The following is a 19,013-nucleotide window of genomic DNA, read 5'->3' on the forward strand; positions in this document are numbered from 1 at the left end:
TATATTATGCAGTCTGTATTTAACTCATTAACCGTTACAGGATGTTCTGGAGTATCGGTCCGACAGCATCACCGATGACATTGCTTGCCCACAGCGGCGCAAGTCCAAAGCCAGCAACGCTGAAGATGAGGCAGCAAACAGAGAAACGCTCATCCCATGTGGCATCGGTAAGTGTTTCATAATGCGGGTCGGCAACCTTCTGGAAAAGTATCTTGCCCACAACACGCAGAATGTAAACTGCCGTAACAACTATACTTGTACATGCAATGATTGTTGCCGTGCGGTGGAATGTGTCGGCATTCTCAAACGAACCGACAAAGATTGTCATCTCTGCAATGAAGCCCGAGAAGCCCGGCAGACCAAGGTTTGCAAGACCGGCTATGACATAGCCTACACTCAAGAAAGGCATAATCTTCATCAAACCGCCCAGCTTGCGTATGTCACGAGTGTGCGTACGACCGTAAATCATACCTATCAAGGCAAAGAAGAGAGCTGTCATAAGTCCGTGCGAAAGCATCTGCAGTATGGCACCGGTACATGCCGTGCGTGTCATCATGAGCAAGGCAAAGAGCACCAGTCCGCAGTGCGACACAGACGAATAGGCGTTGATATACTTCAAGTCGGTCTGCACACATGCCGAAAGGGCACCATATACAACGGATATCGTGGTAAGTATAAGGAATATCCAGCTGAGTTCACGGGCAGCCTCGGGCAGCAGGAACATTGCAACACGGAAACATCCGTAGCCTCCAAGCTTCATAAGCACACCGGCATGAAGCATTGACACGGCAGTAGGTGCCGAAGCATGACCGTCGGGACTCCAAGTATGGAACGGGAAAAGCGCGCCAAGAACACCGAAGCCGATAAAGATAAACGGGAAGAAAACTTTCTGCACTTCAACCGGAATATTGTGTTTTGCTGCAATCTCCAGCACATTCATGGTGTCTGCACCGCTGAAGAAATAGATGCCGAGGATACCGAGGATAAGAAGAGCCGAGCCTCCCATCAACATCAATGTAAGCTTCATGGCGGCATATTCCTTGTTGCCGCTGCCCCATACACCTATAAGCAGGTACATCGGGATAAGCGCAACCTCATAAAACACGAACATAGTGAAGAGGTCGATGCTTATGAAGAAACCATAAACTCCGGTGCTAAGCAATGTGAACCAGAGGAAATACTCTTTTGTCATAGGCTTCAACTGCCATGAAGCAAAAGTTCCGGTAAAAACGATGATGCTTGAAAGAAGCAGCATCACGACAGATATACCGTCTACTCCCACAGAATAGGCTATGTTAAGCGGCTTAAACCATGGAACTGAATATGTAAACAACATGGCATCGGTGTTGCCTGCGCCACGCATCTGTACAAATGTGACTGTAAGCCAGACTGACAGCAGGAGCAGACATGTGGAACCTGCCACCATCACGCCACGTACCTGATTAAGGTTGCGCGACAACCACAAGCCGAGCAACATCAGTACGGGAATTACAACGAATAAACTTAATATACTCATCTTATTATTATATGCAAAGTAATACTAATGTTAATGCCACTGCTCCTGACAGGAACCATACCGCATAATGACGAACGTCGCCGCTCTGCCACCCGCGCATGCTCTCGCCACCTTCGTTTGCGCCCCATGCAAGGAAGTCAAACGTTCCGTCAACCACATGACGGTCGAACCATGCGATAGGAGTTGAAACAAGGCGGAATATGATTTTATGTGTAACAAACATATAGACCTCGTCCATATAGAAGCGCTTGTAAGCCGCACGGTGAAGTTTCGGGAAACGGCGGTAAAGCATGTCGGCAACAGGCTGTTTCTCACCTTTATATATATATGTGGCAAGAGCTATGCTGATAACTGCTATTACGCATGATGTAACGGCAACCTGTGTATCGAGGTGTATCTGATAATCCTGTCCGCTTGCACTTACAAATGAGCCGAAATTCACAGCCCAACCGCATGTAATGGTTATCACAGAAAGGATTATAAGCGGAACGGTCATTGTGAGGGGTGCTTCATGCGGTGTATGGTGTGCATGCAGTTCCTTGTTTTCCGTGCCCCAGAATATACCGTAATACAGACGGAACATATAGAAAGCCGTCATCGCAGCAATGCCTGTCATAATCCATCCCACAACAGGACTGTATGCAAAGCATGCCGTTATAATCTCGTCTTTTGAGAAAAATCCTGAGAAAGGAGGAATTCCCGATATTGCAAGACATGAGATAAGGAACGTGATGTGTGTAACAGGCATGTACTTGCGCAACCCTCCCATCGCCGACATCTCATTAGAGTGTACGGCATGGATTATACATCCGGCACCAAGGAACAGACATGCCTTGAACATGGCATGTGTGAACAGGTGGAACATAGAAGCCATATAGCCAAGTTGCGCATGATTGTCGAGCACAGCCTCATGACCGGGCAGGCAAACACCCAAAGCCACCATCATGAATGCTATCTGTGATATTGTCGAGAATGCAAGCACACGCTTGATGTCGCTCTGCGCACAAGCAACGGCCGCTGCATAGAATGCCGTGAACACGCCTACATATACCACAATGCTCATCTGCTCCGGAGCATACTCAATCCACAACGGGAACATACGTGCTATCTGGAACACACCGGCAACAACCATGGTTGCGGCATGTATGAGGGCACTGACAGGTGTAGGACCTTCCATGGCATCGGGCAACCATATATGCAACGGGAACATGGCACTCTTACCTGCACCGCCGATAAACATCAGCACAAGGGCTGTAGGTATGATGAAACCACCAGCTGCAACAGCCTTGACAACATCAACCGGGATGAAAGGCGCAGCGCCGTTACCCATAACGATGTCTCCCGCGAACGAGAAACTGAACGAGTTAGTATAATAACCGAACAGCAATATACCGATGAGGAAGAACATATCGGCAAAGCGCGTCACGATAAATGCCTTCTTAGAGGCTGCAACCGCTGCATGCAGAGGATAGTAGAAGCCGATGAGGAGGTATGAACTTACACCTACAAGCTCCCAGAATAGATACATCTGGAAGATGTTTGTAGCAACAACAAGTCCGAGCATCGACATCGTAAACAAACTGAGGAAAGCATAATAACGCTGAAATCCCTTCTCGCCGTGCATGTATCCAAAAGAATAGATATGCACCATAAGGCTGACCGTAGAGATAACGATGAGCATCATCACCGATATCGGGTCGAGCAATATACCGAGGTCGAAATTAAGCGCGCCCAATGGCAACCACGTAAAGTTGTATGGCACCAAAGTGGCAAAGGTGCCGTCGGCACCACGCCCTGCCGTGAAATAGCAGAAAGCCGTATAATAAGAGAGCACGGTAACGATACCAAGCGAAGTGGTGCCGATAAGCCCTGCAACCTTATGAGACATCTTCATGCCGGCAAGTCCCAACACCACGAATGTGAGAGCAGGCAGCAGAAGTATCAAAAATACAAAACTATAATCCATAATCCAATAATTAATTTTTCATGTTTTCAATACTGTTCACCTGGTCGCTGTGGTAATTGCGGTAAACATTTATAATAATAGCTATAGCCACTGCCGATTCTGCCGCACTTACACCAATACTGAACAGTGTGAAGAAGAAACCTTCAAACTGACCTGGGAAAAGAATGCGGTTGAAAGCAGCAAAGTTTATGTCTACAGAGTTGAGAATAAGCTCCACGGAAATAAGCATGGCTATCAAATTACGGCGCGTTATAAAGCCAAATACACCGATAAAGAACAACAGTGCGGAAAGCACAAAGAAACATTCTACTGGTACCATACTTATATTACTCCTTTCTTGAAATTACTATTCCACCTATTATACATGCCAGCAGGAACACCGAAATAAACTCGAACGGGAGTACATACTGGTATTTCTCCGACCCCATGAGCGCCGTTCCGACTGTTTTCATCGGCACTTCGACATCAGCCATCTGTGCCGACATGTCAATAAACTTGTTCTTAAGGAACACGCCAATAACCGTAACCAGACCTATGAGCGTTATAAGCGCATATGAAACAAAACGTCCTGGCTTGACACGCTCTGTAAGCCCCTGAAGAGTACGCTTGCTTACAAGCTGTATCGCAAAGATGTAAATCATCGTGACACCTCCGGCATATATGCTTATCTGAGCCGCCCCAAGGAACGTATAGTCGAGCAGGAAGTAGAGACCTGCCACGCCAAAAAGAACAAACAGCAGGAAAGTGGCAGCACGCATGATCCTTGTCGTAGTGACGCACATCACCGCCGAACCAAGGATGACAACTGCAAGAATTGCAAATACTATTAAATTAGCCATATTAATGAAATCCTCCTTATTTTGTTCCTGTATTGAATTTACCGATTTCCATCTCAGCACCGCCATCCGTAAGTCCGGGAAGGACAGGTTCGAACTTCTCCTTGTCCAAATGCAGAACAAGAGAGTCTCTGCTGAAAGTAGAGTTCTCGAACTCATTGACAAACTTTATGGCATCCTGCGGACAAACGTTGACGCAAAGCTGACAGAACATGCACTCGCCCAAATCATACTGATAATCGACCAGTCTGCGTTTCTTCTTTCCGTCAACTTCCACCATTTCAGACTTTATGGTGATTGTTCCGTTGGGGCATGCCTTCTCACACAACGTACATGCGATACACTTGTTGTTGCCCTCCGCATCCTGCGGCATTATGAGCCGTCCGCGGTGGCGGCTTGCAACGTGCAGCACAGTCTTACGGTTTTCAGGATACTGTTCTGTCACCTTCGGCGTGAAATACTCGCGCCAGGTAACGCCCAGTCCGGTAAGGAGCGACTTGACCGCATCCTTTATACCTCCGAAATATGATTGATTATTTTCCATTTTCCAATATCATTTAAAAATGAAGTCCCAATGCAGCAACGACTGTCATGAGTACAAGATTGAGCAGTGCCAGCGGCATGAGATATTTCCACTCCAGTTTCAGTATCTGGTCGATACGCAGGCGCGGATATGTCCACTTTATCCAAAGCAATATCCACACAAGCAGGAACGTCTTGCCGCAGAACCAGAAGAATCCGGGAATGTAGTCAAGAACCGTATCCACTTGGGCTACGCCTATGTGCAAAGGCATCCATCCGCCGAGGAACACCGTGGCTGCAACGCCGGCTATAATAAAGAGGTTGAGGTACTCGGCAAGGTAGAAATATCCGAATCCCATACCCGAATACTCCGTATGATAGCCTGCCGTAAGCTCACTCTCAGCCTCGGGAAGGTCGAACGGACCACGGTTTGCCTCGGCATTACCCGCAATGAGGAACACGACCAATGCTATTATGGCAGGTATATGTCCCTTGAATATCAACCAACCGAAAGCATCGCCCTGTGCCTCCACTATTCCGGACAGCTGCATGGTGCCGGTAAGCACGACAGCGGAAATAAGACACAGGCACAATGACATCTCGTATGAAATCATCTGAACCGCACCACGCATGGCGGATACAAGGCTATACTTATTGTTCGAACTCCAACCTGCAAGGAACACTCCGACAACGCCAATGCTTGATATTGCCGTAAGCAGGAATATGCCCACATTGAAATCAAGTACGGCAGCCCCCTTGTTCCATGGAAGGAATGCAAAAGCACCCACCGAACCTATAAGAACAAGGAACGGAGCTATCATGTAAAGCAGCTTGTCCGCCTTGTCTACAAAGAATATCTCCTTGATAAGCATTTTCAACACATCGGCAGGAACCTGCAACAGTCCCCAGAAGCCTACACGCATCGGACCGAGGCGGCACTGGAAATAGGCACACACCTTACGCTCCATAAATATAAGCACGATTGCTATGATGGCGTAAGCAGCAAGTATTATTACGCCTACAAGCACGCACTCTATCAGAATTGACAGGAAGTCACCGAGACCGAGTGTATCACGGAGCAACGAGTCAAACCATGTTGTTATTAAACTGAAATCAAACATATATTTTCATGTTTTAAGGTTGCCCGCCGCACGACAACAAGATGAAGCGTGCGGCGGTGTACCGTTTATCTATCAATGTCAGGAATTACATAATCTAAAGTCGCACCTACTGATATAAGGTCGGCTATCTTCTCGCCGCGCAGTATCTCGTCCATAGCCGAAACAAGCGGAAGTCCCATCGGGCGGAACTTCAAGCGATAAGGACTCTTGTCGCCACGGCTGTCCAGATATACACCTATCTCGCCACGACTGCCCTCACAACTTGTATACCACTGTCCTTCCGGCACGCGGATTATAGGCTTCTGCTTTATGTAGAAGTCGCCCGCCGGTATATTGTCTATAAGCTGCTCTATTATGCGGACACTCTGACGCATCTCGTCAAGACGCACCTTATAACGTGCAAAGCAGTCGCCCTCGGTATATGTAATCTCATCAAACTCAACATTGCCGTACATGTCGTAAGGATGATTCTTACGCACATCATTATGCCAGCCTGCGGCACGTCCCGTACCTCCGGTACATCCGTATGATATGGCGTTTTCCTTGGACAGCACGCCCACTCCCTTGAAGCGGTTCTGCAATATCACGTTGCCCGTGAACACATCATCATATTCCTTGAACATAGGCTTGATATACTCGCAGAGCTTCTTGACGTTCTTCACGAAGTTCACGTCGATGTCGTCCTGCAATCCACCTATTCTATAATAGTTCTGTATCAGTCGTCCGCCGGTTGTCTCCTCCATGCAGTTGAGCACAGCCTCGCGGTCGCGCATACCGAAGATAAATGCAGTGAGTGCACCGAGGTCTTGCGCACAACATCCGTAGAACAGCAAGTGAGAGTCAAGACGCTGAAGTTCGTCCATTATCGTACGTATGTACTTTATGCGGTCTGTAAGCTCCACGCCCATAGCCTCCTCGACAACGGAGCACAGCGCGTGGCGGTTCATCATCGCACTGAGATAATCCAGACGGTCGGTCAGCGCAAGTGTTTGCGGATATGTATACTCTTCACACATCTTCTCCACACCACGGTGTATATATCCGCAGTGAGGATAAATTTTGCGTATGGTTTCTCCGTCGAGAATGGTCTGCAGACGGAGCACACCATGTGTGGCAGGGTGCTGCGGACCGATGTTTATTACATAGTCATCGTCTGTAAACAACTTATGCTGTGTTGCCTGCAATGTACCGTCCTGCTTAAGGCTGTATTCCATTGTGTAGTCCGGTTCATTGTCATCCTCCAAAGAATAGCCTTCTTCTGCCTTGAAGTCCTTGCGGAACGGGTATCCCTTGAAGTCAGAACGCAGATACAGACGGCGCATGTCCTTGTTGCCGAGGAATATTATGCCGAAGAAGTCATAAACCTCGCGCTCGAGTATTTCAGCACCTTTCCACAAATGGCTCACGGTAGGGATATATGCCTTGTCGCGGTCTGAGGCAACGACTTTGACAGAAGTACGTTCGTGCGAACCGGTATTCTCCAATATATAGATACATCCAAGCCCTTCTTCACCGAAGTCCTCTCCCACTATGGTAACAAGAAAGTCAAAATGCTTCTCTGTCTTCAACTTCGCCATTTCAGAGGCGAAATCTTTTACATCAAATATTTTATGCTCTAATTTCATGTTTCGCCTCCTTATTATTTATTAAAGTCTTTCGGAACATCCGTAACCACTATTGGTTTCTTTTCCTTACGGTTTGCACCGCCGAAGAACTTCTGGACCTTTATCTTACGCTGAAGCTGCATCATGCCATAGAGTATTGCCTCCGGACGCGGAGGGCAACCCGGCACGTAAACGTCTACGGGAACAATCTCGCCGATACCCTTCACCACATGATAGCTGCTCTTGAACGGACCACCGCTAATGGCACATCCGCCAACGGCAACCACATACTTAGGCTCTGCCATCTGGTCATAAAGGCGTTTGAAAACAGGAGCCATCTTGTGCGTTATCGTTCCGGCACACATTATGAGGTCTGCCTGGCGGGGTGAGTTACGGCAAACCTCAAAACCGAAACGTGCAAAGTCGTAACGTGCACATCCCACAGCCATGAACTCGATACCGCAACAGCTCGTTGCAAATGTCAGAGACCATAGCGAGTTGCTGCGTCCCCAGTTCACAAGTTGATCCAAAGAACCGGTAATAACGTTTACGCCATTATCGTTCAGTTCTTTCACCAAGCCCTCAAGACTCTCGTTGTCCTTAAACTCTCCGTAAGGAATACTCTTGATTTCCGGTTTCTTTATTTCCATTCCAATGCTCCTTTCCGCCAAGCGTATGCCAGGCCAAACACCAGTACTAACAAGAAGAACCCGATGCTGGCAAGCGCCATTGCACCAAATTCCTTAACTACTACAGCCCATGGATAGAGGAAAACGGTTTCCACATCAAACATGAGAAACAGAATCGCAAAAAGGTAATAACCCACATGAACAGGTATCCACGACGAGCCGTGTGTGGGTATACCACACTCGAACGGCTCTCCTTTCACCCTGTTGTATGAGCGCGGACCTATAAGCTTAGCAATGACATAAGCAGCCGCTACCAATACGATAGCCGTAATCAAAACGGTAATTAACAAGATAAAATACATATATATATTGTATGATGATATTTAGACTTCTCTAAAAACGAGTGCAAAGGTACACATTTTATTGTAAATAAAACATTATTAACATTGTAAGTTTCTTTGTTTTTTGATTTCCCTGTCAATTGCCGACGTATTTCCACATCATTGCCATTAAAAAGTGAAGTCCACATGACAATCATAACATCGAAGCCAAGATTAGACATCCCTCATATAATACATTATATATAGACATTATGAATCAAACATAGCAGACATCATCGAATCTTTCTTTTTCTTATTCTTTTCTCTTCTTTCTTCCATTTCTTCCACATATCTACATCATTCCACATCCATTTCTTCTGTTGCATTTTATTGTTTGATTGCGGCAGTATATCCGAATGATAGAATTTATATTTCACTATTGTATCATTTTTGTACACTCTAGGAGGTTTTGAATTCGTATCAAAATTTAATATACGTATAGCACTTATGGTATTGTCATCTTCTATTTTGTATTCAATCTTTGTCATGTCACGCCATAGGTTGCAGAACATGAGGAAGTCCCAATAATAATAATTTGCAGTAATCAAATCATTCTCAACCTTGTACACTCCTATATTATAGCTCCATTCCCCTTTAGTCCTTTTATATAGATCCCTATAAATTTCAGTAGACAAATCCGTTTTTATATCATTAAGATCTGCATCTGGTATCCATTTTGCACAAGTACCGTCTTTAAAAAAGATAAGACAATGTTTCCTATCAGAATCAACATAAAAGCCGTCTATTCTCATTTTGTTTTCAATACCGGTGTCTACTCCCGTCCATTTTATATCAGAACAAGACTTTATAACTTTCTTATTCTTATGAGATATTCTGGAATTTAAATAAAAGATAGCAACACAATTGCTGGATAATACTATTGTCAATACCGATAATAATATTTTGATTATATGTTTTCTTAATAGTTTCATAATATAAAGATTTTGATCCTTAAATAAAAGAAAAAACTCTATCAAGCTCGATAGATAATAAATGAGAAAAAATCCACATTCTTTTGCAAACACCTATCCTTTTTCTTTTCCTATAAATATTAATTCTTTCAACATAAAGTTGTTTCTATAAAAATCAAATTTTGCATCTCCATATTTAAATGAGTTATTCTCTTTAAAGTTTTTCATTGCATCAAATCTCCTTCTCTGATTAAGACTCTGAATAATATCATACTTGGAATTCCTCCTGCGGTCTTATGTGGAAAAATCAATCTTCACTTATATTATCATGTAAATATCCATTAAATTTCTCTACATACATTTTATAATTTTCAAATGTCTTATTCATATTCATTCCAATATTATCTGTTCCATATAATTCTTGAAGTTTTTTATTCTCATTAATCCTTACTGCGTGTATCGCTTTCATTTTATTCAATGTTTCTTCCATATACAAACAAGCTTTATCGCGTTGTCCATTTACCAAATAAAGAATGGGAAGTAGACATTTAAAATTCATACAGAATTTTAACTCATTATTTTCAATTCCAATGATAAGATTCTTTAATAGCGAATACTTATTTAAGAAAGGAATGACATATAATTCTGTTATTGTCACTATTTCGTTAATTACAGTTTCTACTTCTGTTTCTGTTGCATCATCTGCCAGCCGCCATTCCTTATAACCAGGAACTGGCATAAAATATCCCAAGCCTTGCCCAATGCTTTCTACAATTACGCCAATATCCTTTACTTTTTTGTCTACGACAGGAAAATCAATATATGCCGTTATTGAATAATATTTTACATGTGGTTCACCATAAGATGTATAATGTCCCCAACAAAGGCTTTGTATAGCCTCCTCGTGTTTTCTTATAAAAGAATTTTTATTCTTTCTTTTAAACCCGAGACCTTTTAGCTTCTTATTCAGCTGATAATTGTAAGTAATATAGTTTTTTATCATAGTTGTATTTTTATTATAATCACCTGTATATGGATAACGATACGATATAATAAGTCTTAAGATAAGACTTTCCTATATATTCCATATACACATTAACACACAGAGTTTTTTAAACCGCACCTTTCTCCTATAAAATTGGGATGTGAATGATGATTCTGTAAAACAATCATGATTAATTGGGATTCATGTATTTAATATTCCTGTCAAATTTGCCATCCGCATTTCTTACAACAATCCATTTACGGAATATTTTTTGTGAACGTATTTCATCCCATGAGCATCTCTTTGCGTCTTTCCACCTTACTAAAAAGAAATAGCAGGTATCACTGTTCGTAAACAAGTAGTCTGCATTTATACTACACATTGAATCCGGATATACAAAAGAATCACAACCGGCAAATTCTCCTTTCCACAGAGAAATATCAACAGTATCGATGTAGTAAATGGGAAGTGGTGCGTATTCTGGATTTACAAGCAATTTCACACTATCAATGTGATCATAGTTTGACGCTCCAATAAACAGTGTATCGTTTGTGCAATTCTTGAATCTTTCATCATGCCGTGTATGAATTATTGGTATACAAGACGGTAACAGACAAATTATAATCAAGATACACCCTAATAGTTTTCTTTTATCCTTATTTATACTCATAATTATTAAAGAATTAATATCCTTCTGAAAAATCTTAATATCCGATTATGAAAATCATAACGTCGAAATCAAGATGAGGCATTCACTGATATTACATATATATAAAAAGACATTATGAATCATACATCTCAACGCATCTTTCTTTTTCTTATTTTCTCTTCTTTTTTCCATTTATTCCAATCACCTTCACTCTCCCAAAGCCATTTATGTCTCTTTAAAGGTCTATTTACATATCGCATATCAAGCATTTCTGTTTGTTCTTCTATTGGAAAGAAGACATATTCATCAATACATTTTTGTTTGCCATTTACAATATCTAAAAACATTAATCGCTCATATCCTTCTATTTTATATTTATGTTTCACTACACACCAAAAATATTGATTTAGAAAAAATGAGTTCGCATATATCGTATCATTAACAACCTTATATATACCACGATTAAAAATACGGATTTTACGTGTGTTTATATATTTATAAAGATTATTTTTTATATCACATTCTGTATGATAACCACCTTTATTATCAAGATAAAATGTAATCATTGTTCCATCCGTTAAAAACATGACACAATATCTGAAAGTACTGTCATTTTCCGGAATCAAAGGAAAGTTGTCTTTCTTTATATAAAACCCATTGGTATTTATGAGTTTTTCTATATTCATGTCATTATTAGAGTATTTAACAGTGGTTTCCTGTTTCGCTTCTTTCTTTGTATCAAACAAAATAAACCCCGGCCAACAAGAACTAAAGGTCAACATTAAAATTATAATAACAATTGTTTCTTTCATTATCCTAAAATTTAGTAATTCCATAATGTAAAGGGATTGAGATTTCCACTATATGAGAATAAACCTTGTGTAAATAAACTATAATCAAGAAAATACGGAGTAGGAGTTATATATTTATGAACAAAGTTTTGTGTAAGACTTTGGACATACGGGTGACTGATTCCCAATTTATAAGACATATTATTCAGTCTATATCCAACCCATATTGGCGCAGAATATACCTTACCATTATTCCATGTATCACCAGTTCCTAAGAACTTGTCTTTACCTTTTATTACTTTAGGATCAAAACTTTCCTCTTTACCCCAATTAGTATCAACATAAGTACCTATAGAGAACTTGCCGATTGAAAGTTCTGCAGCACTTGTACGCCAACGGTCTTCATGATCGCCCCATAAATCATTGGAAATGTTAAACGAGACATTGCCGACCCTTACACCTATGCTTGCAACCTTTTGTGCGTCAATATTCAGACCTTGGAAAGTTCCTTTTTTATAAGACGTTATGCCAAAACCACCTCCAAATCCTTTATACGATGCGCCAACATTCCACCCAGAATAATAATTTCCCATACCCATTCCGGCTTGAATAGAAATATCACCATTTGTATATCCGATGCTTAAACCTGCCCCAAAGGACAGACCGCCTGTTCCAAATCCACAAAGAGGCGAAAAAGATAATCCCAAATGACTGCTAAATGGTATCGTTATAGGTGGTAAGAATGAACTTAAGACTGTATTTAGTCCTATATTCATCCCTTGTTCTAATGTATTAGTTGTAATCGCTCCTGTAGCCATTCCGGCTGTGTTAAAACCAATCCATGAAGAAACAGCCGAAATTGTTCCCGCTTTTATTGACTCCCATCCCCAATGCCCTGTTGACAGAGAATTTGAAATATAACCGGCTGCGAAACTTATTCCGGCAATAAATAAATCATCTATACCAAACCATTCTCCAGACGGATCCGTATATTTAAGCGGATTATTGAGACAATACGAATAGCGGTTAAAATTCTGGGTGTTTTCAGGCATCTGCACATAATTGTCCGGACTGAGAAAACGTGCCACAACAGGGTCATAAATTCTGCCGTTCATGTTTATGAGTTCAAACTCCGGCAGCATTTCATGGTCTGTATATCCGCGGATAAAGCCTATGTTGTTTCTTATGACATATTGCTTGCCCCAGGCATCATATGTCGCCTCAAAGACTTTCTTCCCGGCTTCATCCACTATACACATTATACTGCCTTGATTATCCGTCGTGGCATAGCATATCATGTCCTCCTTGCCTGTCTGTCTGACATAAACGACATTGCCGCCAAGATAATAAAACTGTCTTATGACATCATTCTCCCTGACACATTCATAATCATCGGAATATATTATCGTGCGCTTCTCCTCACCGTCTATATTTAGCACACTTTTCCAGCGTTCCATGTCAGGACCGTATATTAAGTCAAGCTCACGAAACTCATCGCCGCTCCACTCACTAAGAGTCTCAGCCTTGCCGAAGAAGTTATATACGACCTCCTGACCGCCGGGAGCATATTTGTTGTCTGCAACATCTATACCGGTCAGAGCATGAACCTTTTCATTATGGTAACTGTATGTGCCTACATTTGTCTTGGACAGAATATTGCCGTTGGCATCATATTCCATATTCTGGAATATCTTATTGTTTCTGTTTACTCGCGTAAGTCTGTCAGAACTGTCGTATGAATATGTTTCCGTCCAACCTTGAAATATCAATTCTGATTCCCAGTCGGGTCTCTGCCCGGGATACAGCAAGCTATCCCTGGTAAGACTGACAGATTTATATCCCAAACCATCTAAATCTTTTATTGGACCGACAACTATTGCCGTATCTATTTTTAATGAATCATTTGGATATGCCTGTATAAAATCAGCTTCAACTTTTTTACTGACAAGATTGCTTGTGGTATTGTCATACGAATAAGTTGTTCTAAATATATTATCATCATACTTATTATTCCTCTTCAAAGTCCGTGACAAGGTTCTCCCACTTTCATCTGATTGGATATTTTCCATGAGAGCTGTTCCCAAATTGGCTGAAAAAGACTTGCCCGTATTATTTCCGATACTCCAAACCGTCTTTCCGCCAACCGCTATAGCTGTATTGTTACCGTAGCAGTCGTAAGTATAGTCAGCCGTAACCCCACCGGGATAGACAATGCGTGTCACCTGTCCCAAACTGTTATATATATAATTGTACGTAAGGATTTCAGTGCCTACATGCCTTGTCTTCAAGGACACACGCCCGTATGCGTCGTATGAATACACGGTATACAGGTCTCCTCTCTTTTCCTTTATAAGTTTCTGTGCTTCATTTCCTGTATCCCCGTAAGTGTATTCGGCAAAAACAGCATCGTTGCCTGATATTACTGTCTGCCGTCCGAGAACGTCGAATGTGTACGAAGACTTGTTGCCGCGTGCATCTGTCTGTGTCCTCACACGTCCGAGAGCATCATGGGTATATGACGTGCGTCCGGCATCAGGATCGTTAATGGCTGTACGGTTTCCTAAATCATCATATTCCAACGTCACAATGAGATTACCTGAAAGTACATCCACCTCAACCGGTTTGAAAAACGAATTGTATATATAATACACTTCTCCCGACGGATCTGTTGCAGACCTTGTAAATCCCCAGTCACCGTACTCCTTTGTATATTCACGTCCGTTATCGTTTATGGTGACATCCCTGTCGCTGTACGTATAGGTTATAGTGCCGGCATCGCTGCGTTTCTCGCTTATGATGCGTCCGCGCCGGTCATACTGCATGGTCTTCGTGACACTTATGTCGCCTGTCTGCGAGGTAACCTTTGACACATTCCCGTATTTGTCATATTCCGTTTCGGTTCTCACGTCTATGTCTTTCATCCCGACACTCTCTTTGAGTACTTCGCGCCCCATACTGTCATACCATGTCTTTACCCAAGGCTCGCCTTCAGCCTGTCTCAATACATAATATCTCTTTGACGTATCACTGTTCCAGCCACGCATAATCCCGGCTCTTGCCCCGGTGGGAGACGTTACAAACGATTCATTGCCCCATGTGTCGTATGTATACGTGGTAACAAGCGAACTTGCAGGATTTGTCATATCCGTTTCCGTAAGAACGTTCCCCCATATATCGTGAGTATAGCCGGTTACGGATGATGCCGGAACGGTATATTCCTTTATTACAAAACGTCCGGAAATGTCATAAACTCTTCTTTTCTCTAACCTTTCGACTCCATTACCGGAGGTCGAGGATGACGTGATATTTCCAAAGATGTCGTATGAATATTCAGTTATTAAAGGAAGGCTCGATTCTGAGTTCACACATTCGGTTATTTTCTGTCCTTTCTCATTATATGTTATGTGTGTCTGTCTTTCTACCGGGTCATCATCTATATGACAGTCAGCGTATGTGACGGTCTGAGGCAACCTCATTCCTGATATATCAACAAAATTGCTGTATGCCACCTCATGATAGTCATCGGTACAGTCTCCTTCCTCCCTTTCATAAACAAGACTTCCTGTCTGTGGATCGTATTTCTTTGTGACAGTTGAATAGAACATGTCAGGATCTACTGTTTCCGTTACGGTTTCCTGTAGAGCGAATGTCTTGTTTCCGTATTTTTTATATGTGTTTGTTGTCCGTGCCGTCTCGATATAGCTTCCTGCGGTCTTTCTTATAAATGTCTTCTGCGGTACAAAACAGTCTGCATCCCATGCCTCTGTTCCGGTCTCTGTCTTGTTCCCGGTAATGTTGTCTGTCACCCTGACAGCAGACATGCCGAGCAGTCCTCTTCCGGCGACATGCAGTTTAAGTCCTGTGTAATAATATGTTGCATCCGCGTTTCCAACAGCCCCATTGTCGGTCTTTACATTTTTCACCACATGCAAGGGCAATGTGCAGTCCGCCACAGGGTAGTCACCGCCGGTGCCACGTGAATAGATACCGTCACCTGCCAATGACGCGTATGTGATGTCAACGGTATGTCCCGTCTCATCCGTTATAGACGTAACCTTACCGCTTGATGATGTATATCTGTCATTATGGTATATATGTATCTGCGGATCCGTCCCGTTGCTGCCGCCGCCATAACAGTCATACCCGTAATTCATAAGCTCCGCCCGTCCGCTACCTGTAAAGCACCCCACGGCAAACCTCGATGCAAGGGCATCATCTGCATTGAACGACAACGCCTGCTTTACAGTTATAAGAGACGAACCGGTGGATCGCATCCAATGGGTGCGTGCCGGTTGTCTTTCGTCTACATAATTTGTCATCACAACATCATCCTTGCCGTCGTTATCGAAATCGAAAACAAGGCACTGCATTTTGTCGTCGTCCTTGCCGTTGTCATGCTTATATAATTCTGAAGAACATGCAAGAATCTTGTTAAAGCTACCGTCACCACATCCAAATGCAAAATACCAGTTACGGTTATTCTTGTTGTTCATAAGGAAATCGGACAGACCGTCACCGTTGAAATCACCTTGAAACATACGTGACACGTGTCCTATGGTATTTCCTGCATTTATACTATTTTCCGAAAATATGCTTCCGCCCTCAAGCAATCCGCCGCGGTTGAAATATATTTTGTAGCCGCCACTATATAATACAATGATATCATGCAGACCGTCGTTGTTGAAATCTCCAGCATAAATATTTTCAGGAGCACCGGGAAGTCTCATCCGAAACTCATATCGGCTGATACCGTCTTCATCCTTATGTCCCAATATCTCACATACATAAGTTCCGTTGTACAGGCTCTTTTCAAGCACTATTATCTCGGAACGACCGTTCCCGTCGACATCAGCAGACACGAAAAGCGGGTTCTTGTTGCTGCCTTTCAGTTCATGATAGAAATACTTGTACATGGAACTTCCGGACGACACCTCCTTACCGCGTACAAGAGAGAACTTGATATATCTGCCGCTGTGACCGCTTATCTCCACATTTTCGGGCACACAGATATCAGCGAGACCGTCACCGTCAAAATCAAGCTGATACGAAGTAAGCTTGTTAAAGTCCATTCCAAGAATGTTGCCGGATGCCCCCAGACTATATTTTACGGCGAGGTTATAGCTCAGTACACCATTGTCCTTACTTGCTTTATACACATATAGCGGCGTGTCCAACCTTTTTGTAACCGTTCCCGGAAAAGTCTCTGTGACTGTAGACGTAGCTATTTCCACGATATCCGCAAGACCGTCACCTGTCATATCGCATGCAAGGAATATCTCATTCTCAATATCAGTCTTAATCGTACCTGCCCCATAATAGTCGGTAGAGCTTTTCTTAAGGTTTATATCAGGAGTAAGCGTCTTCTGTGAAAACAATGGCAAACCGTTCCATTCAAACTTTACCGGAGGACGATTCTCGCCCGAACCGGTCTGCTCCGTTATCGAGCGCAGACGTAAGTACGGCATTCCCGGCAGATTGTCCGATGTGTATGCAAAATCATAATGCCGGTACACATCGTTACCTGCCCCGCTCTCTATGGATTTAATGCATAGGGCTAAGGATGCCTTGACGTCCTCTATGAAAAACTCCTGTATATCAGAACGTTGTCTGTATGCAAACTTAACAAAGCTGTGCAGCCCTGTATCCCTGTTTACATTATTGCCATAAAGTATCTCATCCGGATATACCATGCCATTATCAGCCATATAGTGATATGTCATGTAGTTTCCGTTTATATCCTCTACCTTATTTATATACCAAGCATTTATCCTATTGTGTCCAAGCTTGTTCGTGTAAGTCTGTCTTGAATCCGCCGTATTGCCGTATGTATATGTCTGTCCGTTACCTGTTTTTACGTCTATCCATACAGAACCACCTGTGCCATGAAACGTAACCTTGACAGCCGGTGAGTGCTCCGGACTATACACAGCACCGGAACATCCTGCTGCTCCGGATATAAGAACAAGCCTCGTCCCGTCAAGATAATAGGCATCGTTATCTGTATGAGTTATTCCGCCGACCGCACCGTCATGGAACACGGTCTTCACACCACGCGTAATGACAGACAAGCCGCTAATGTTACATCCCCAGCCTATAAGACCGTTACCGCCCTGACTGTTATACCCAACAGACAATGCCGGTTGCAACCCGTTTATTCCCTGTGGCACGGCTATGGGATATGAATATGTTGCCGCACCGGTCTGTGATACATTAAACGTACCGTTTGAACCAATGACAGGATTTGTTTCTGATGTTGATTTGTCGGGCTGTCTGGTGTATCCGAAATCATAGTCGATACTCTCCGATATCAGCCTTTCACTGTCATCATCCGATTGTATGCGCTGCTTGTTGGCAGCAACTGCTGTTGTACAAAGAAATAGAGATATTATCAGTATGTGTAATAATTGCAGGTATTTGTTTTTCATGGCATGCTGTTTTTATTTTATAATCTTAAAGGAACAAGTTGCACTGCCTACTGCAATTTTTACTATATAGCATCCGGAACGAAGTTCGGAGATGTCAACCTCAGTACTGTTCGTTATAAAACTCTTGCTGCCGAGGAACTGCCCCGACAGATCATATATACTTACAGTACAGTCTGCCGGCTTTATGGTCGGGTTAAGTCCAATGATATAACGGGCATCAGTCCCATCTTTTTGCATGATTTCCGCTATATCCTCCCCATCACCTGTAATCCGGCTTCTTTGCTTTGCATTATTAATTTCACCTCCACGTGATATTCTGTTACCTGCAGCATCATAGTCGTATATTATAGTTTTTGTGTTATCATCATCACATAAGACAATTGCATTAGCATTTGTCATAACAACAAGCAAAAGCATGGTGCAAACTATAAATGCCATATTCTTTGTATTTCTCATAGTCATTGTGTTTTTGAGTATCAAAGATAATGCAAGCCGAACGCAATCAAACTTGTTTTAAATTGCTGAGGCGCAGTTTATCTTATGCAAATATAGAACTCATTTAAACTTTTGTGATTTGTGAATTTTATTAAGAAAAACCACAGCAAATGCGAGATAATTCCATCCTTTCCAACTGGATACGGTTGTATCAAATCTCGTGAGTATGGATCTAAAACTGTC

General features: G+C 42.7%; 15 protein-coding genes and 1 pseudogene. All 16 read right to left on the reverse strand.

Features of this window, described 5'->3' with window-relative positions; all coding sequences use genetic code 11:
• Positions 1–34: 34 nt before the first annotated feature.
• A complete protein-coding gene (locus HPS54_RS08190; protein WP_172344952.1) occupies positions 35–1,516 on the reverse strand; it encodes a complex I subunit 4 family protein in 1,482 nt (493 codons plus the stop codon).
• A 7-nt stretch (positions 1,517–1,523) separates the two neighbouring features.
• Positions 1,524–3,482: an NADH-quinone oxidoreductase subunit L gene (gene nuoL, locus HPS54_RS08195; RefSeq protein WP_172344953.1), complete on the reverse strand. Its 1,959-nt coding sequence runs from the start codon at positions 3,480–3,482 to the stop codon at positions 1,524–1,526.
• Between the two features lie 10 nt (positions 3,483–3,492).
• The gene (gene nuoK / locus HPS54_RS08200; RefSeq protein ID WP_172344954.1) at positions 3,493–3,801 is read right to left on the reverse strand and encodes an NADH-quinone oxidoreductase subunit NuoK; all 309 of its coding nucleotides are present in this window, start codon (positions 3,799–3,801) and stop codon (positions 3,493–3,495) included.
• 7 nt (positions 3,802–3,808) lie between these two features.
• Positions 3,809–4,321, reverse strand: a complete 513-nt coding sequence (locus HPS54_RS08205; protein WP_172344955.1) for an NADH-quinone oxidoreductase subunit J family protein — start codon at positions 4,319–4,321, stop codon at positions 3,809–3,811.
• A gap of 16 nt (positions 4,322–4,337) precedes the next feature.
• Positions 4,338–4,862: a NuoI/complex I 23 kDa subunit family protein gene (locus tag HPS54_RS08210; RefSeq protein WP_172344956.1), complete on the reverse strand. Its 525-nt coding sequence runs from the start codon at positions 4,860–4,862 to the stop codon at positions 4,338–4,340.
• A gap of 13 nt (positions 4,863–4,875) precedes the next feature.
• Entirely contained in the window at positions 4,876–5,961 is a 1,086-nt protein-coding gene (gene nuoH, locus HPS54_RS08215; protein WP_172344957.1) for an NADH-quinone oxidoreductase subunit NuoH, read from the reverse strand.
• 65 nt (positions 5,962–6,026) lie between these two features.
• Positions 6,027–7,586 carry an NADH-quinone oxidoreductase subunit D gene (locus HPS54_RS08220; RefSeq protein WP_172344958.1) on the reverse strand — a complete coding sequence of 520 codons (1,560 nt, stop codon included), beginning with the start codon at positions 7,584–7,586 and terminating at the stop codon, positions 6,027–6,029.
• A gap of 14 nt (positions 7,587–7,600) precedes the next feature.
• The gene (locus HPS54_RS08225; RefSeq protein WP_172344959.1) at positions 7,601–8,215 is read right to left on the reverse strand and encodes an NADH-quinone oxidoreductase subunit B; all 615 of its coding nucleotides are present in this window, start codon (positions 8,213–8,215) and stop codon (positions 7,601–7,603) included.
• A complete protein-coding gene (locus HPS54_RS08230; RefSeq protein WP_172344960.1) occupies positions 8,206–8,556 on the reverse strand; it encodes an NADH-quinone oxidoreductase subunit A in 351 nt (116 codons plus the stop codon). Before HPS54_RS08230 ends, HPS54_RS08225 begins: the two co-directional genes overlap by 10 nt.
• Before the next feature lie 251 nt (positions 8,557–8,807).
• Positions 8,808–9,506, reverse strand: coding sequence for a hypothetical protein (locus HPS54_RS08235; RefSeq protein ID WP_172344961.1), 699 nt, complete (start codon positions 9,504–9,506; stop codon positions 8,808–8,810).
• A gap of 286 nt (positions 9,507–9,792) precedes the next feature.
• Positions 9,793–10,488: a hypothetical protein gene (locus tag HPS54_RS08240; protein ID WP_172344962.1), complete on the reverse strand. Its 696-nt coding sequence runs from the start codon at positions 10,486–10,488 to the stop codon at positions 9,793–9,795.
• A 172-nt stretch (positions 10,489–10,660) separates the two neighbouring features.
• Positions 10,661–10,972, reverse strand: a complete 312-nt coding sequence (locus tag HPS54_RS08245; RefSeq protein WP_253951972.1) for a hypothetical protein — start codon at positions 10,970–10,972, stop codon at positions 10,661–10,663.
• 296 nt (positions 10,973–11,268) lie between these two features.
• Positions 11,269–11,931 (reverse strand): hypothetical protein, encoded by a 663-nt coding sequence (locus HPS54_RS08250; protein ID WP_172344964.1) that lies wholly within the window; start codon positions 11,929–11,931, stop codon positions 11,269–11,271.
• 11 nt (positions 11,932–11,942) lie between these two features.
• Positions 11,943–18,335: a polymorphic toxin type 23 domain-containing protein gene (locus HPS54_RS08255; RefSeq protein ID WP_172344965.1), complete on the reverse strand. Its 6,393-nt coding sequence runs from the start codon at positions 18,333–18,335 to the stop codon at positions 11,943–11,945.
• 12 nt (positions 18,336–18,347) lie between these two features.
• Complete coding sequence (locus HPS54_RS08260) at positions 18,348–18,791, reverse strand: T9SS type A sorting domain-containing protein (RefSeq protein ID WP_172344966.1); 444 nt, start codon at positions 18,789–18,791, stop codon at positions 18,348–18,350.
• A gap of 99 nt (positions 18,792–18,890) precedes the next feature.
• Positions 18,891–19,013: pseudogene (locus HPS54_RS08265) on the reverse strand (IS5/IS1182 family transposase); the annotation flags it as partial.

The sequence above is a fragment of the Xylanibacter caecicola genome (genome assembly GCF_013166515.1).
In the GTDB taxonomy this organism is placed as follows: domain Bacteria; phylum Bacteroidota; class Bacteroidia; order Bacteroidales; family Bacteroidaceae; genus Prevotella; species Prevotella caecicola.

Excerpts from the sequence above, each read along its gene's own strand:
- HPS54_RS08190 (WP_172344952.1), bottom strand. The coding sequence starts at position 1,516 with ATGAGTATATTAAGTTTATTCGTTGTAATTCCCGTACTGATGTTGCTC.
- nuoL (WP_172344953.1), bottom strand. The coding sequence starts at position 3,482 with ATGGATTATAGTTTTGTATTTTTGATACTTCTGCTGCCTGCTCTCACA.
- nuoK (WP_172344954.1), bottom strand. The coding sequence starts at position 3,801 with ATGGTACCAGTAGAATGTTTCTTTGTGCTTTCCGCACTGTTGTTCTTT.
- HPS54_RS08205 (WP_172344955.1), bottom strand. The coding sequence starts at position 4,321 with ATGGCTAATTTAATAGTATTTGCAATTCTTGCAGTTGTCATCCTTGGT.
- HPS54_RS08210 (WP_172344956.1), bottom strand. The coding sequence starts at position 4,862 with ATGGAAAATAATCAATCATATTTCGGAGGTATAAAGGATGCGGTCAAG.
- nuoH (WP_172344957.1), bottom strand. The coding sequence starts at position 5,961 with ATGTTTGATTTCAGTTTAATAACAACATGGTTTGACTCGTTGCTCCGT.
- HPS54_RS08220 (WP_172344958.1), bottom strand. The coding sequence starts at position 7,586 with ATGAAATTAGAGCATAAAATATTTGATGTAAAAGATTTCGCCTCTGAA.
- HPS54_RS08225 (WP_172344959.1), bottom strand. The coding sequence starts at position 8,215 with ATGGAAATAAAGAAACCGGAAATCAAGAGTATTCCTTACGGAGAGTTT.
- HPS54_RS08230 (WP_172344960.1), bottom strand. The coding sequence starts at position 8,556 with ATGTATTTTATCTTGTTAATTACCGTTTTGATTACGGCTATCGTATTG.
- HPS54_RS08235 (WP_172344961.1), bottom strand. The coding sequence starts at position 9,506 with ATGAAACTATTAAGAAAACATATAATCAAAATATTATTATCGGTATTG.
- HPS54_RS08240 (WP_172344962.1), bottom strand. The coding sequence starts at position 10,488 with ATGATAAAAAACTATATTACTTACAATTATCAGCTGAATAAGAAGCTA.
- HPS54_RS08250 (WP_172344964.1), bottom strand. The coding sequence starts at position 11,931 with ATGAAAGAAACAATTGTTATTATAATTTTAATGTTGACCTTTAGTTCT.
- HPS54_RS08255 (WP_172344965.1), bottom strand. The coding sequence starts at position 18,335 with ATGAAAAACAAATACCTGCAATTATTACACATACTGATAATATCTCTA.
- HPS54_RS08260 (WP_172344966.1), bottom strand. The coding sequence starts at position 18,791 with ATGAGAAATACAAAGAATATGGCATTTATAGTTTGCACCATGCTTTTG.